The sequence below is a fragment of the Streptomyces sp. NPDC047525 genome (assembly GCF_040643025.1).
In the GTDB taxonomy this organism is placed as follows: Bacteria; Actinomycetota; Actinomycetes; order Streptomycetales; family Streptomycetaceae; genus Streptomyces; species Streptomyces durmitorensis.
In genome coordinates this window covers 39,717-55,020 of record NZ_JBEYTL010000002.1, presented here as the reverse complement: position 1 = coordinate 55,020, position 15,304 = coordinate 39,717, and the positions used below count along the sequence as shown (strand labels likewise).

Below are 15,304 nucleotides of genomic sequence, written 5' to 3'. Positions count from 1 at the left end.
ACCGCTCACGCGGCGGGCTCCTCTCCGGACGGGGCGCTCGTGTCTGCGGACGCGTCGGTCGTGGCGAGCCGCATCACGTCCTCCTCGGCCGCCCCCGGCGGGAGTTCACCGGCGATGCGGCCTTCGGACATGACGAGGATGCGGTCGCTCATGCCGATGAGTTCGGGCAGTTCGGAGGAGACGATCAGGACGGCGATGCCCTCACGGGCCAGCTCGCGGACGAGGGTGTGGATGGCGGCCTTGGCGCCCACGTCGACGCCGCGGGTGGGTTCGTCGAAGAGCAGGATGCGGGGGCGGGCGGCCAGCCACTTGGCGATGACGACCTTCTGCTGGTTGCCGCCCGAGAGGTACTGGGCCTGCTGGTCCTCACCGCGCGCCTGGAGGCGTACGCGCTCAAGGAGCGCGGTGAGTTCGCGGGCGGCGGGCGGCCCCCCGCGGGCCGGTACGGCGCGGGTCACGAGCAGGGCGTTGTCGCGCACGGACTGCCGCAGGGCGAGCCCCTCGGCCTTGCGGTCCTCGGTCACCAGGGCGATCCCCGCTCGGATGGCCTGCCGCGGGGTGGTGGGCCGCAGGGCTTCGCCGCCCACCGTCATCGCCCCGCCGGTGAACGGGGCGGCTCCGAACAGGGCCCGCGCGAGGGACGTACGGCCGGAGCCCTCCAGGCCCGCGATGCCGGTGACCTCGCCGGCGCGCAGCGTCAGGTCGATGCCGCGCAGGCGGTCGTTGCCGCCGCCGGTGACCGTGAGGCGTACCTCGCCGATGTCGTCGGGGCGGGCGCGCGGCGGGTAGTAGGCGCTCAGCTCCCGGCCGACCATGGCGCGTACGACCTGGTCGGTGTCCGTGTCCTGGGTGCGCACCGTCGTGACGTGGCGGCCGTCCTTCAGGACCGTGATCCGCCGGGAGAGCTCGAAGACCTCCCGCAGGCGGTGCGAGATGTACAGGATGCCGAGGCCGCGGCCCGCGAGGCGGCGCACGAGGTCGTGCAGGAGGCCCGCCTCGTGGTCGGCGAGCGGGGCGGTGGGCTCGTCCATGACCAGGACGCGGACGTCGGAGGCGAGCGCCTTGACGATCTCGACGGTCTGCTGCCGGGCCACGGACAGATCGCGGATGTACGTGCGCGGCGTGATGCCCGATACGCCGACCTCGGCGAGGAGTTCGGCGGTGCGGGCCTCCATCGCGCGGCGGTCGACGAGTCCGTAACGGGTCGGTTCGCGGCCCAGGAAGACGTTCTCGGCGACCGTGCGGTGCGCGAGCAGCGCGAACTCCTGGTGGATGATGCCGATCCCGGCGGCCTGGGCCTGCGCGGGATGGCTGAAGGAATGCTCCGTTCCGTCGAGCACGATGCTGCCCTCGTCCGGGACGTGTTCGCCCGCGAGGACCTTCATCAAGGTGGACTTGCCGGCGCCGTTCTCGCCGACCAGCGCGTGCACCTCGCCCGCGGCGAGGTCGAGGGACACCCCGTGCAGCACACGCACTCCGAGAAAGCTCTTGGAAACCCCGCGCATCGCCAACATCTCTTGCGTCGCCTGCATCGCCTGCACCCTCGGCTCCTTCGGCAGCGGTCTGCAGAGCAATGTGATGAGCCAGCTTTGACCTGTCAAGAGCCCAAGCAGCTTTCTCTGCAAGCGAGTTGACGGTGACTTAAGTCGATCGTCGAACACCATCGGCCTTGTGAGCAGCGAAACTCGTCCCTAAGGTGGCTGCCATGTCTGGAGCGCCGGATCACCCCGTTTCCCTGCCGTCGTCACCCGGCGAAGTCCTCGCCCTGCTCCGCACGGGGGCGGCGGAGACCCGCGCCGACATCGCCCGTGTGACGGGGCTCGCGCGGTCGACGGTCTCGCAGCGGGTGGACGCGCTGATCGCGCACGGCTTCCTCACCGAGGAGGCGGACGGCGGGTCGACGGGCGGCCGGCCACCACGCCGCCTCCGCCTGCGCACCCGCGAACACGCCGTCGCGGGCGTCGACTTGGGCGCGTCGCACTGCCGGGTCGCCCTCCTTGACATCGGCGGCGAGATGCTCGCCCTGCGCGAGGACCCGCTCTCCATCGCGGACGGCCCGCAGGAGGTTCTCGGCCATGTCGAGCGCACGCTGCATGCCCTGCTGGAGGAGGCCGGGCGCGATCCCGCGTCGCTCCAGGCCATCGGGGTCGGGGTGCCCGGACCGGTGGAGTTCTCGACGGGCCGCCCGGTGGATCCGCCGATCATGCCGGGCTGGCATCAGTACCCCATCCCGGAGTTCTTCGCCGAGCGGTTCGGCCCGCGGGCCCTCGTCGACAACGACGTGAACGTGATGGCGCTCGCCGAGCAGCGCCGCGCCTTCCCCGACACCCGCTATCTGCTCTACATCAAGGTGGGCACGGGCATCGGCTGCGGCATCGTCGCCGACGGCCGGCTGCACCGGGGTGCGCAGGGCAGTGCGGGCGACATCGGGCACATCCGGGTCGGCGACATCGAGGAGCCCTGCCGGTGCGGCAACTCCGGCTGCCTGGAGGCGGTGGCGGGCGGCGCGGCGATCGCCCGCAAGCTGGCCGGGCTCGGCCTCGACGCGACCTCGGGCAGCGATGTCGTACGCCTGGTGAAGTCCGGCAACCGCGATGCCGTACGCATGGTGCGCGAGGCGGGCCGCGCGGTGGGCGAGGTGCTCGCGGGCCTGGTGAACTTCTTCAACCCGGACACGGTGGTGGTCGGCGGGGCGCTGGCCGCCGTCCACGACCAACTCCTCGCGGGCGTGCGGGAGGCGGTGTACCGCCGCTCGCATCCGCTGGCCACCCATGTGCTCCGGATCGAGCCGAGCCGCACCGGCGAGAACGCGGCGGCGATCGGTGCGGGCATCCTCGCGGTCGAGCACGCGCTGTCCCCGCGGCAGGTGGACCGGGCCCTGTCGGGCGCGGCGCGCTGAGAAGCACCGGACCCCACGGGGCGCCCGCCCCCGGTCCACGCAGACCGGACAAGCACCATGCAACACCGGCCATACCGCCGACAGCCCTATACCGCAGGGGGGCTTACGCCCATAACGTCGGGCTATGTCCCTCAATGACGCACAGCAGATCGACCGCGCCAACGCCGCCCCCGAGCGCGTTCCGGTCGTGTTCGTGCACGGTCTGTGGATGCTGCCCAGCAGCTGGGACCTCTGGACGGCCCACTTCGAGGCCGCCGGATACATGCCCGTCGCCCTGTCGTGGCCCGACGACCCGGACTCGGTCACCGAGGCGAGGCAGCGCCCCGACGCCCTCGCGGGCAAGACGGTCGGGCGGATCGCCGATCACCTGGCAGGCCTGATCGACAGCCTTGAGCGCAAACCGGCCATCATCGGGCACTCCGTCGGCGGGCTGCTCACGCAGATCCTCGCGGGGCGCGGTCTCTCCGCGGCCTCGGTGGCGATCGACCCTGTGCCGTTCCGCGGCGTCCTGGCGCTGCCCCTCTCGACGCTGCGCTCCCTGCGCCCCATCATCGGCAACCCGGCCAACCGCAAGCGCGCACTGCCGCTCACCTTCGAGCAGTTCCGCTACGCCTACGCCAACGCCGTCAGCGAGCAGGAAGCCAAGGAGCTCTACGAGAAGCACGCGGTCCCGGCCCCCTGCGCACCGCCCTTCCAGGCGGCCGGGGCCAACATCAACCCCCGGACGGAGATGAAGGTCGACTGCCGCAACCCCCGGCGCGGGCCCCTCCTGATCATCTCCGGCGAGAAGGACAACGCCGTGCCCTGGGCGCTCGCCAACGGCGCGTACAAGAAGCAGCGGGAGAACTCCGGCGTCACCGAGATCACGGAGATGGCCGGCCGCGACCACGCGCTGACGATCGACAGCCGCTGGCAGGAGGTCGCGGACACCTCACTGACCTTCGTGCGCCGCTTCGTCTGACCGACGTCTCATCGGTCACGATCCCTGCACAGCGCGTGCTCGATCGGTGTGATGTCCGGGCGACTGCGCGCCCGAAACGTCACCCGGTCTTCAGTACCTTCGTGGCGGCCTCGGCCTCCCGCTGGCGCAGGGAGCGCCATTCGATCGCCGACTGCGGGTTGGCGTCGAGCCAGCGCTGTTGCAGCACGGCGAGCCTGGCGTACGCGCGCTCCAGGTAGCCGGTGGCGTGCTTGCAGGTCACGTCGGCGCGGGCTGCGGGTTGTTCGGCGAGGGGGGTGTCCGGGCGTAGCGCCGCTGCAAGCCGCTGTGGGTCTTTCGCGGCGGGGAATCCCGCCTGCCGCATGCAGGAACGCCAGCGTGCCGTCGCTCCGCGGAACGCGTGATCCTTTCCCAGTGTGCGCAGTGCGTCGCGCTCCCCCTGGTCGAGCCGCAGTTGCAGAGTGAGAGCGCGTCGCGGCCCACCCGCGCCCAGGAGCCGTCGCTCGGCGTCGGCCGAGCAGCCTGTGGCGGGCCGGCTTACGGTGATCTCCTTGTTGCGGGCGGAGATCTTGCGTTGCGGGTCCCCGTAGAGCGCCCGGCCGAATGCCTTCCCACGGGGTCGTTCTGCGGGCTGCGTGCCAGGCCGGCCGGCGGAGTCCGGCAGGTTGAGGGCCTCGATGCCGAACTGCGCCGGGCCTGAGCCGGCGTCTGCCGAGGGCGTGGCATCGACGGGAGGTGCCTCGTAGCGGAAGCCGTGCTCGGTCATGCAGTGGGTGATCAGGCGTTGCCGGGCCTCGTGCACGCGGCGGGAGGTGGCGGTCGGTGCGTGCAGCAGGGGATGGAAAGGGAGCCGGGAACGCAGTACGGCAGGCTCAGGACGGGACTGCTGTGCGGACTGTCGGGCGGGCGGCGTCGTGTTGTCGTGCAGCGCCCAGACGATGGTCCCGGCGAGGGCGAGGAGGGCGAGCGCCAGAGTGGTGATACCCACCCCGTGGCCCACTTTCAGCGGGGGCATGGCAGATCTTCTCTCCGTGGTCCGGGGTCGGGGTGCGATGAGCGGTGGTGCCGGGGGCAGCGGTGTGTGGCACGCCGCCGCCCCCGGCACCTGCGGGGCATTCGCTCAGTAGCAGTTGACGCTGGTCGTGCTCCGCACCCGGAGCGAGCTGGCCCTGTCCCGCAGAGACGGGTTGATGTAGTTGACCTCGCTGCCGGGGTTGACGCAGAACAGGAACCCGCCCCAGTCGCTGCCGACCCCGGTGTAGAAGTGGCTCTCGTACCCGCTGTTGCTCGAGTTGCTGGCGGACACCACGTTGTTGTGCACGGTCTGGCCGCCGCCCACACGGCCCGTGAGCTGGTTGAAGGTGTCATTGCGGAAGTCGGTGTCGCTGTTGAAGTACGAGTGGCGGGCCGAGTCGTTGAGACCCTGGTAGAACACGCAGTGATAGCCGGACGAGCAGTTGGTGTCGGCCGAGGCCGGGGGCGTTGCGAGCAGCAGTCCGGCTGAAGCTGCCATCGTGGCCAGACCGGTGATTGCCGCCCATCGCTTGCCTGTACGCATGCGTCTCCTCGTTTCCATCAGAACGATTCCTGTGGATCACTCAAGCCGGAGCACGTACCCCTGAGGCCTGTTGCCCCGTGGCACCTGATCTGGGCAGGCCACCCGCCTCGTCATGCTGCGGGCGGCCGTTCGCCCCGGTGTGGCCAGCAACTTAGGACGCTCGCAGCCAAGGAGCGTCAACCCGGCAATGGAGGGTGGTCTCAACTCTCGCGGTACAGCGGCAGACCACTACAACTCCTGATGTACCGCACCAGTTGGACATCACCGCAGACCACCGTCGCCTCCCAGCGGCACCGCTGATGGATCCTGGGCCCCGAGTCGGCTCTGCAACGGTGAGAGCATCTCCACCCCCGAAAGCGCCCCAGCTGTCGCGAGCATGACCATAATGACGGGACTGGGACGACATGGGGGACCAGCATGGACTCACCCGACCTGGCGACGATGGCTGCCCAAGCTCTGTCCGCAGTGGCATCAGGCGCCGCCAATACGGCGGTATCAGATCTCGTGCGAGGCAGGCTCAGCCATTCCGCACGCGGACGGGCAGCCCTGGACGAGCTGGCCACTGCACCGAGCGACAGCAGTGGTGTGCAAGCTGCCCTTGCCGAAGAGATCAGCAGCGATGCCGAGTTCGCCGGGCGGCTCGCGGTGCTCCTCCACGCTCCCTCACACCAGCACACCGGCAGCATCGTCATGACCGGCAGCAAAGTGACGCGCAGCCAGATAGCACTTGGCCCGCTGACCATCAATAACACCCGTTCCGGACGGCAGTCCCTCGTTGCGGGCATCGTCCTGGCCGTGCTGATGGTCGCGCTTGCCATCTACGGGAGTGTGCGGCTGATCGACAACACCGACGACTCGCCACGCAACGCGCCGTCAGAACCCGGCGCGACGCGCTCCGGCAGCCGCGCCACTGCTCTCCCACCCACGACCAAGACGGTCCGCCAGATCCTTCCGGACCGAAGCAGCATGGATGCCCAGGAGTACCCCTGGGATGGGCCACCCGAGGTCAGGACGTCAGCAGCCGGCCTCTCCATCTGCCGGGCAGCACCCGTATGCGAGAGGAATGCCAGCGCGGCCGGAGCAGTGGAATTCGGTCGAGGGGAGAACGAGGGGGAGAACCGGGCCGAGTTCCTCGTCCTGGCGTTCCCGGATGCCGCCACCGCCCACCTGGCCTACCTCGACATCGTGCAGGACATCGAAAGGACCAAACCCGGGTGGATCAAGGTAGAGCTTGAGCGAAGGGGCGATGAGAGCCAGAGCTTCGACCAAGACGGCACGGACACCAAGAGCAACCCGAGGGAGCAGTACATCAACCGCTCCCTGATTTTCCGTCAAGGCACCTTCATCGGCATGGCGCATCAGATGGACGATCCGACCGACCAGCGGAGCACGCGTATCCACAGCCTGTCCGCCATCCTTGCTGACCGCATCGCAGAGGCCGACGCCGGCAAGACCCCGTAGGCAGCGAGGGCCTGCTGGTCGTTGCGCACGCTTCTCCCTGGTCACCGTTGCCGGGGGCCACCGGTGTCCAGTCGCACGCGTTGCATCGGTATTTCGGTCACGCCGGTGCTGCGGACGATGTCGACCGAACAGGTGGACCGGACCTCTGACGTCCCAGGCGGTCCGCCCACCCGTCGGCATGGTGTTCGACCTGCTCATTGGTCCAATCCACTGACGCGTCGCAGGCCGTGCGGCCTCCCTGGGCGAAACCCGCCGGGACCGGCGCTGACATGGGAAATCCCGTCTCCTGGGCATGATTGACGGATCGTCGGAGAGCCGGTACCACTGACGCACGCCCGGCCCCGCACGCCCCATCACGCTTCACCGTCCCAGGAGGCTGCATTGCGAGGATCCGCCACCGCCCGCACCCCTGCCGCGCGCAGACGCGCCGTCAGGACCGCGGGCGCCCTTGTCTCCGCCGGTCTGCTGCTTCCGCTGCTCGGTGCCGCCCCGTCCTCCTCGTCGTCGGGCACCGTCGCCCAGGCGTCGCCGGACGGTCTGCAGAGCGCCTTCGCGGCAGCGGCCGCCGAGTACCGCGTACCGCAGAGCGTGCTGCTCGGAGTGTCCTATCTGCAGTCCCGCTGGGACGCGCACGGCGGCGCGCCGAGCGTGACCGGTGGCTACGGCCCTATGCACCTCACCGACGCGCGCACCGCCGTCGCCGGCGCCCCGCATCACAGCGAGGGCGAGGAGGACCCGCGCGGCGACGCGTCACGGGGCGTCCTCAAGCCGAAGGAGTTCACGGCGAAGGTGCCGGAGAACTCCCAACTGCCCGCCCGGCTGAAGACGTTGCCCCGCGCGGCCGAAGTCAGCGGGCTCTCCGCCGAGCGGCTGCGCACCGACCCGGCGGCCAACGTACGCGGCGGCGCCGCCCTGCTCGCCGCCGCACAGCAGAAGCTCGGCAAGCCGCTGAGCGAGAACCCTGCCGACTGGTACGGCGCGATCGCCCGCTTCTCCGGCGCGGACGACCAGGCCACCGCGGCGACGTACGCCAATGACGTCTTCGCCGTCATCCACGACGGCCAGGAGCGCACCACGGACGCGGGCCAGCACGTGGCCCTGCCCGCGGTCAGCGGTCTGAAGCCGGACGCCGCGCAGGTACGGGGCATGGGGCTGCGGAAGGCGCCGAAGGGCGAGACCGAGTGCCCCTCGACCGTGTCGTGCGAGTGGATCCCTGCGCCGTACGAGGAGTTCAAGGACCCGAACGGCAACGACGACTACGGCAACCACGACCTGTCGGACCGGCCCAAGAGCCAGAGCATCGACACGATCGTCATCCATGACACCGAGGGCCGCTGGGAAGGCGTCCTCAACATGGTGCAGGACCCCACGTACGTGTCCTGGCAGTACACCCTGCGCTCCACCGACGGCCACATCGCCCAGCACGTGAAGGCCAAGGACGTCGCCTGGCACGCGGGCAACTGGTACGTGAACTCCAAGTCGATCGGCCTGGAGCACGAGGGCTTCCTCACGGCGCCCGACACCTGGTACACGGAGGCGATGTACCGCTCGTCGGCGCGCCTGGTGAAGTATCTGTCGAAGAAGTACGGCATCCCGCTGGACCGCCAGCACATCATCGGCCACGACAACGTGCCGGGCACGCTGCCGTCGACGATCGCGGGCATGCACACCGACCCCGGCCCGTACTGGGACTGGCAGCACTACTTCACGCTGATGGGCAAGCCGTTCAAGCGGACGGCAGGGCCGAACGGCGGTCTGGTGACCGTGGCGCCCACGTACTCCAAGAACCGTCCCGAGTACACGGGCTGCGTCAAGCCGGGCGAGAAGTGCGAGACGCACGGTTCGGCCGCGGTGCGCGTCCACACCGAGCCGCGTGACGACGCGCCGCTCATCAAGGACATCGGCCTGCGGCCCGGTGGCGGCGACTCGACGACCGGCGTGAACGACACCGGCGCGCGCCTGTCCACCGGCCAGCAGTACGCGGTCGCCGACCGCAAGGGCGACTGGACCGCCGTCTGGTACCTGGGCCAGAAGGCCTGGTTCAAGAACCCGAAGAAGCAGCCGACGGCCGTCGACGCGTCGGGGCTCGTGGTGACGCCGAAGGGCGACGCCAAGGAGGTCCCGGTGTACGGGCGCGCCTATCCGGAGAAGGAGGCGTACCCGGCGGGCGTTCCGGTGCAGCCGGTCACGCCGCTGCCGTACAAGCTGCTCGCGGGACAGCAGTACGCGATCGGCGACAAGATGCCGGGCGAGTACTTCTACGCGCCGACGTTCGACACCGCACCGCACAAGGTGGTGCGCGGCAAGGACACGTACTACGAGGTCCAGTTCGGGCACCGCGTGGCGTATGTCAGGGCGGCCGACGTGAAGGTGGTGCGCTCGGGCTCCTAGAGCCGTCGAGGCCGGTCGGGGCCGGGTCCGCGTGGGGGCGGGCCCGGCCCCGACTCATGAGGCGACGGTGGTGAGGCGATGACTCAGTCGAAGACGTACCGCTGCCCCGCTCGCGCCTTGAAGGTCTTCTCGCCGCCCTTCAACAGGCCGCTGCGCACAGTGAGTTCGCGGGTGCGCGACGCGGTGAGCACGATGCGCGTGGCACGTCCGCCCTTCCACTCGATGTCGAGGCTCGCCCCGCCGCGCGCCCGCAGGCCGCGCACCGAACCCTCGGGCCAGCTCGCGGGCAGGGCGGGCAGCACTTCGATGACGTCGAACTGGCTCTGCAGGAGCATCTCCACGATGCCCGATGTCGCGCCGAAGTTGCCGTCGATCTGGAACGGCGGGTGGGTGTCCCAGAGGTTGGGCAGCGTCGAGGACTTGAGCTGCTCGCCGAGCATCTTGTGCGCGTGGTCGCCGTCGCGAAGCCGCGCCCAGAAGTTGACCTTCCACGCCTTGGACCAGCCGGTGCCGCCGTCGCCGCGCGCGGTGAGGGAGACCTTCGCGGCGTCGGCCCACTTGCTGCCCGGCTGGATCTGGCGTCCGGGGTGCAGGGCGTAGAGGTGCGAGACGTGCCGGTGATCGTCGTTCTTGTCGTCCAGGTCGGTCTTCCACTCCTGGAGCTGGCCCCAGGATCCGACGCGCAGGCCGGGGTCGAGCTTGCCCAGGGTCTTCTCGAGATCGGCTCGGAAGGCCGCCGAGTCACCGAGGACGCGGGCGGCTTCCAGGGTGTTGGTGAGCAGGTCGTGGACGATCTGCTGGGCCATGGAGTCGCCCGCGGTGAAGTCGCCGTGCTCGGGCGAGTAGCTGGGGGTGACGACGAGGGTGCCGTCGCGCGGGTCGGTGCGGAGGTTGTCGAGCCAGAACTCGGCGGCCTCCTTCATCGCGGGGTAGGCGGTGGAGCGCAGGTACTCCGTGGAGCCGCCGAAGCGGTAGTGCTCGTAGAGCTGCGCGGTGAGCCAGGCCGCGGCCTCGGGGAACCAGAAGGCGGTCGACCAGTCGTGGACGCCGGTGAAGCCGTAGGGGTTGGTCTCGTTGTGCACCACCCAGCCCCGCGAGCCGAACATCTCCTTGGCCGTGCGCCGTCCCGGCGCGCGCAGGGCCTCGACGAAGCGGTCGTAGGGGGCGGTGGTCTCGGCGAGGTTGGCGGCCTCGGCGAGCCAGTAGTTCATCTGGAGGTTGATGTTGGTGTGGTAGTCGGCCGACCAGGGCGGCGTGGTGCTGTTGTTCCACACGCCCTGGAGGTTGGCGGGCAGCGAGCCCGCACGGGACGAGGCGATGAGGAGGTAGCGCCCGTACTGGAAGAAGAGGGCTTCGAGGGCACGGTCGGCGGCGCTCGCCCCTCCCCCGTACCCCTTGAGCAGCTGGTCGGTCGGGACATCGGCCGGCGTGCTCTGGCCGACGTCGAGGGCGACGCGGGCGAACAGATCTGCGTGGTCGCGCAGATGGCGGGCGCGGAGTGCGCCGTGCCCCTGGGCGATGGCCTGGTCGACGGTGCGTACGACGTCGGCGTGCGGGTCGTCGCCGCGGTAGTCGGGGTAGGTGTCGGCGTAGTCGGTGCCCGCGGCGAGCGCGAACCAGACGTGGTCGGCGCCGCTGACGGTGATGCTGCCGTCCGCGTTCGCCGTGCGGGTACCGCCGTGGTGCACGACGCGCAGCTGCGCCTCGAACTTCAGTCCGTTGTCGGCGAGTTCACCGCGTACGGCGATACGGTCGGCGTCGGCCTTCGCGGTGAAGTCGGCGCGGGGCGAGGTGTGGCGCAGGGTGCAGCTGACGCTCGCGGGGCGGTCGGCGGTGAGCCGCCCGACGAGCACGCCGTCGGGGTACGAGGCGAAGAACTCCCGCTCGTGGCGCACTTGTCGGTGGGTGTACGTGACGGTCGCGAGGCCCGTGCGGAGGTCGAGGGTGCGGCGGTAGCTGGCGTCGGGTGCTTCCGGGGCGTCCGCCATGTCGAGGTGCAGATCGCCGAAGGTCTGGTGGGCGCCGTAGCCGCGGCGGGACTGGCCGAGCTCGGCGGCGACCGCGTCGGGGGCCAGAGCGCCCTTCTCGTCCAGCTGCCCCCGCACCGCGTCGAGGGCGCCGGGCCTGGCTTCGCGCCAGTCGCCGTGGTCGTAGCCCTCGCGGGAGCCGGGGCCGCCGGTCCACAGGGTCTTCTCGTTGAACTGGAGCCGCTCGGAGGCGAGGGTGCCGAAGACCATGGCACCGAGTGCGCCATTGCCGATGGGCAGGGCCTCGCGCTCCCAGTCGGCGGCAGGCGCCGCGTACCAGAGCAGCGATTCATCGGAGGTGTGGCGCCGCCCCTCGGCTGCGGCGGCGACACCGGAGAGAACCCCTCCGCCCGATGCCAGTACGGCTGCTCCGCCTACGGCGGTCTTCATCGTGGTTCTTCGCGAGATCCCGGGAGTCATGACCGGTCACGTTAAAAGTCCGATGACTGGCCTGGCAAGGCACATGACAAAACCCACCCCTCCGGCAGAAGGGGTGGGCGCGTGGCGTGCGGTGGTCCGGGGTGGGTCAGCCCTGCTGGAAGAGCTCGGCGGGCAGCGGCTTCAGAAGGGCGTACAGATCGTCGGTGATCGGCCGGTCCCAGGCGGCGATGGTGACCAGGACGCCGTCGCTGCGGTCGAACTGCACGCAGGAGATGCGGCTTTCGGAGAGCTTGAGGCGGCGCACGATGAGGAGGTTGTCGCCCTGCATCACCGGCATGTCCTCGGTGGTGACGACCGTGATCTCCTCGTCGTTCTCCAGGGCGAGCATCAGCTGGGCCACCTCGAAGGGCACCTCGTCGTCGGCGATCTCGCGTGCCGGGGAGCCCTCGGGCAGATTGCCGATGATCATCGCGGGGCCGCGCCCGCCGAAGAGGTCGTAGCGCAGGAAGACGCCCTGGCAGCTGCCGTCGGGGGCGGGCAGCAGGCCCGCGCCGAGGTTGCCGGGCCAGTCACCCGGGTCCATGGCCAGGACATCGAAGTCCGGGCCAGCGGGAGTGGCGGAGCTGCGGCGGCGGAGGAAGGACATGCGCCAATGGTACGTGGCCCGCGGTGCTTGTCGGCGCGGGGGCGGCGCCGGTCCGCGCGGGGCGGCCATGGCGCGGTCCCGCGTTCAGCGCGAGGTCAGCGGGGGTGGCGGGACGCCGAGCGCGGCGGCAAGACCGGAGTGATCCGTTCCCACTTTCCGGTACACGGCGGACAGCAGCCGGACGACGGCCGCCTCGTCGGTGTGCAGCTCCTCGGCGATGCGGGCGGCCGGCTCACCGCGGACGGCGAGCGCGGCGGCGCTGCGCTCGCGCGCGGTGAGCGTGTCCCTCTCGGTGCTGTGCAGCAGCCGGGGGCGAAGACCTGCCGCCGCCAGCTCCTCGCGGGCCCGCTCGACCAGGCCGTCCGCACCGCACTGGACGGCCGCTTCGAGCCCTCGGTAGAGGGGGTCCGCTGCGTCCTTCGGGCGGCCGGCGCGGCGCAGCTCGGCGCCCAGGCAGACCAGCGCACAGGCGAGTTCGTACGCCGCGGGCGACCGCTCCAGGTGGCTGACGGACTCCTCAAGGAGCTTGACGCGCGCGGAGCCCGGCGCGACCTCGGCGGTGATCCGCAGCGCCTGCCCGATCGCCGAAGCGGTGGCGAACCTGCGGGCGCGCCGGACCGCTTCGTACGCGGTGGTGAGCGCGCGCTCGGGGGCGTCGTCGGCCTCGGCGAGCGCGAGGTGGAGCTGCCAGGGGCACCAGGCGGGGTTGCGCATGCCCCGCGGGTCGAGGCGGCGGCCCGCCGCGGCGAGTTCGGCCGCCGCGTCCTTGGTGAGCCCGCGGGCGAGCAGCAGTTCGCCGTGCACGGCCTGCGCGTCGGGGAAGACGACGGCCGAGGGGAACGGCTCCCCGAAGCCGTACGCCTCGGCGGTGCGCGTGGCCTCGGCGACACGGCCGCGGGCCAGCAGGATCTCGATGAGGATGCCGACGGCGTACCAGTGCGCGGGCGTTCCCGACCCGACACGCTCGGCGATCCGCAGCCCGGCGCGCACGAAGTCCTCGGCTTCGGCGAGGCGCCCGCGCCGGAAGCGTACGTACGCGAGAAGGGTGTACGCGAACGACAGATGGGCGCCGCGCCAGCCCTGGCGCTCGAAATCCGCGATCCCGGCGGCGAACAGCTCCTCGGCCCGGCCCGGCCGGTCGGCGTACAGGAAGGTGAGCGCGACCAGGACGGGGACTTCGAAGCCGCGGTCCTCCTCGGCCCAGCCGAGCCCGCCGACCAGGGCACGCTCGGCGTGCCGGACGGCGGTCCGGGCGGGCTCGGCACGCAGCGTCGCGTCCCAGGCGCGGAGCCCGATGATGTACCGCTCGGTGAGATCGCGGCCGGGCAGCCGGTCGGCGAGCCTGGCAAGACGCCGTGAACGGGCGGGCGAGTCCGGCTCGTCGGCCCGGAAGGCGTCCCACATGAACTGCTCGGCCTGCATCCGGATCCGCACCCGTGGCTCGGTGGTCACGCGGATCTCGCGGGCGAGAGTGTCGGAGGCTTCGCCCAGGCGGTCGGAGTGGGCGAGGACCTGGGAGAGGCGGTAGACGATGCCGTTGCGCAGGACGGGGTCGGTGATGGGCTCTTCGAGTGCGGCGCGCAGGTGGTTGACGGTCGTCGCCGGTTCGGTGAGGTAGGACGCGCAGCCCAGTTCGTAGAGGACCGCGGCGCGGTCCTCCCAGGGCGGGGGTTCGCGCAGGGCGCGGGCGAGATAGCGGCGGGCCGCGTCGGGGGCGCCCGCGCGGACGGTCTCGCGGGCGGCGGCGCGCAGTTGCTGCACGACCCAGGTGTCGCCGTCGGGGTGGACTTCCAGGAGATGGCGGGCCGCGGCGGACGCGCCGAGCCCCGCGTTGACCACGGACCAGGCTGCCTGACCGTGCAGGGCGACGCGGACACCGCCGGGGATGGCGCGGTAGACGGCGGTGGCGATCAGCGGGTGCACGAACTCCAGGGTGTGGGCGCCGGTCAGGACGCGGGCGCGGCGCAGCCGGTCGGCGCAGTCGGCGGCCTCCCGCTCTCCGATGCCCGCGACGGCGGCGGCGAGCGCCGGGGGGACCGAGATCCCGAGGACGGCGCAGGCCCAGGCGAACCGGACGGTGGAGGTGCCAAGACGCTCCAGGCGGGCGACGAGGCCACTGCCCTTCACGGCCGCGGCGAGATCGCGCAGCAGATGCGCACCGGCCTCGTCGGGGGTGAGCCCGCGGTCGTGCACCTTCGCGGCCAGCTCCACGGCCTCGAACGGGTTGCCCGCGGTGACCGCCCAGCATTCGCGGCAGAACGCGTCGTCGGCGCGGGTGCCGAGCGCGTCGCGTACGAGGCGGGCGACGGCGGTGGCGCTGAGCGGTTCGAGTCCGATGGGCCGCTGCCCGGCACGTCCGGGCAGACCTCTGAACTCCTCGGCGTGGTCGGGCAGTTCCTCGGGGCGGTAGGCGACGACGAGCAGCAGCGGCAGGGCCTCCGCGCGGGGCGCGAAGGCGGACAGCCAGCTCAGCGACTCGGCGTCGGCCCAGTGCGCGTCGTCGATCACGACCACCAACGGGGCGCGCTGCACGGCGAGATGAGTGAGCACCCAGTCAAGACCGTCGCGCAGCCCCTGCGGGTCCGGCGGTGCACCGCCCGGCGGGGCGCAGAGCCCGAGGGCGGGGCCGACGATGGCGTACCAACTGCCCAGTACGTCCCGCAGTTCCGCGTCGGGGACGGAGGCGAGCAGGGGCTGCACCAGCTGCCGCGCCACATGGAAGGCGACCCGCTGCTCCTGGTCACCGCCGCGTGCCGACGCCACGGTGCAGCCCTTGGCGGCAGCACGGCGGCGCGCCTCGACGAGAAGGGAGGTCTTGCCGAGGCCCGCGCGCCCCGCGAAGGCGATGAGTGCTCCCCGGGGCCTGTCCGGGGGCTCGGAGCCGTCCCGCGACAGACCGCACAGTTCACTCAACGCCTCGTCGACTGCCGCGAGTTCGCTTTCCCGCTCGAAGAGGGTCCGCTTGCCATGGGGAACGTGATGCACCATGGGACACCCTCCG

General features: G+C 71.3%; 10 protein-coding genes. 4 read left to right on the top strand and 6 right to left on the bottom strand.

The window, feature by feature from the left end:
- Positions 1–5 precede the first annotated feature (5 nt).
- Positions 6–1,514, bottom strand: a complete 1,509-nt coding sequence (locus ABZ833_RS05620; RefSeq protein ID WP_361043092.1) for a sugar ABC transporter ATP-binding protein — start codon at positions 1,512–1,514, stop codon at positions 6–8.
- A 191-nt stretch (positions 1,515–1,705) separates the two neighbouring features.
- On the opposite strand from ABZ833_RS05620, the gene ABZ833_RS05615 reads away from it, so the two are divergent.
- Positions 1,706–2,899, top strand: a complete 1,194-nt coding sequence (locus ABZ833_RS05615) for an ROK family transcriptional regulator (protein WP_361041525.1) — start codon at positions 1,706–1,708, stop codon at positions 2,897–2,899.
- 124 nt (positions 2,900–3,023) lie between these two features.
- Positions 3,024–3,860, top strand: a complete 837-nt coding sequence (locus tag ABZ833_RS05610) for an alpha/beta hydrolase (protein ID WP_361041522.1) — start codon at positions 3,024–3,026, stop codon at positions 3,858–3,860.
- A 79-nt stretch (positions 3,861–3,939) separates the two neighbouring features.
- On the opposite strand, the gene ABZ833_RS05605 is transcribed toward ABZ833_RS05610, so the two are convergent.
- The gene (locus tag ABZ833_RS05605; RefSeq protein WP_361041519.1) at positions 3,940–4,854 is read right to left on the bottom strand and encodes a hypothetical protein; all 915 of its coding nucleotides are present in this window, start codon (positions 4,852–4,854) and stop codon (positions 3,940–3,942) included.
- A 105-nt stretch (positions 4,855–4,959) separates the two neighbouring features.
- Positions 4,960–5,397, bottom strand: a complete 438-nt coding sequence (locus ABZ833_RS05600; RefSeq protein WP_361041516.1) for a hypothetical protein — start codon at positions 5,395–5,397, stop codon at positions 4,960–4,962.
- Positions 5,398–5,814: 417 nt separating this feature from the next.
- Here ABZ833_RS05600 and ABZ833_RS05595 point away from each other — a divergent pair, with 417 nt between their 5' ends.
- A complete protein-coding gene (locus ABZ833_RS05595) occupies positions 5,815–6,858 on the top strand; it encodes a hypothetical protein (protein ID WP_361041513.1) in 1,044 nt (347 codons plus the stop codon).
- A 381-nt stretch (positions 6,859–7,239) separates the two neighbouring features.
- Positions 7,240–9,249 carry an N-acetylmuramoyl-L-alanine amidase gene (locus tag ABZ833_RS05590; protein WP_361041510.1) on the top strand — a complete coding sequence of 670 codons (2,010 nt, stop codon included), beginning with the start codon at positions 7,240–7,242 and terminating at the stop codon, positions 9,247–9,249.
- An 83-nt stretch (positions 9,250–9,332) separates the two neighbouring features.
- Here the strand turns inward: ABZ833_RS05590 and ABZ833_RS05585 are convergent, their stop codons facing one another.
- From ABZ833_RS05585 to ABZ833_RS05575, 3 genes are all read right to left on the bottom strand, one after another.
- A complete protein-coding gene (locus ABZ833_RS05585; protein WP_361041507.1) occupies positions 9,333–11,666 on the bottom strand; it encodes a glycoside hydrolase family 95 protein in 2,334 nt (777 codons plus the stop codon).
- Positions 11,667–11,802: 136 nt separating this feature from the next.
- On the bottom strand, positions 11,803–12,303 hold the full coding sequence (locus tag ABZ833_RS05580) for a hypothetical protein (protein ID WP_249591745.1): 501 nt from the start codon (positions 12,301–12,303) through the stop codon (positions 11,803–11,805).
- Between the two features lie 84 nt (positions 12,304–12,387).
- Positions 12,388–15,291, bottom strand: coding sequence for an AAA family ATPase (locus ABZ833_RS05575; RefSeq protein ID WP_361041504.1), 2,904 nt, complete (start codon positions 15,289–15,291; stop codon positions 12,388–12,390).
- Between the last annotated feature and the right edge of the window lie 13 nt (positions 15,292–15,304).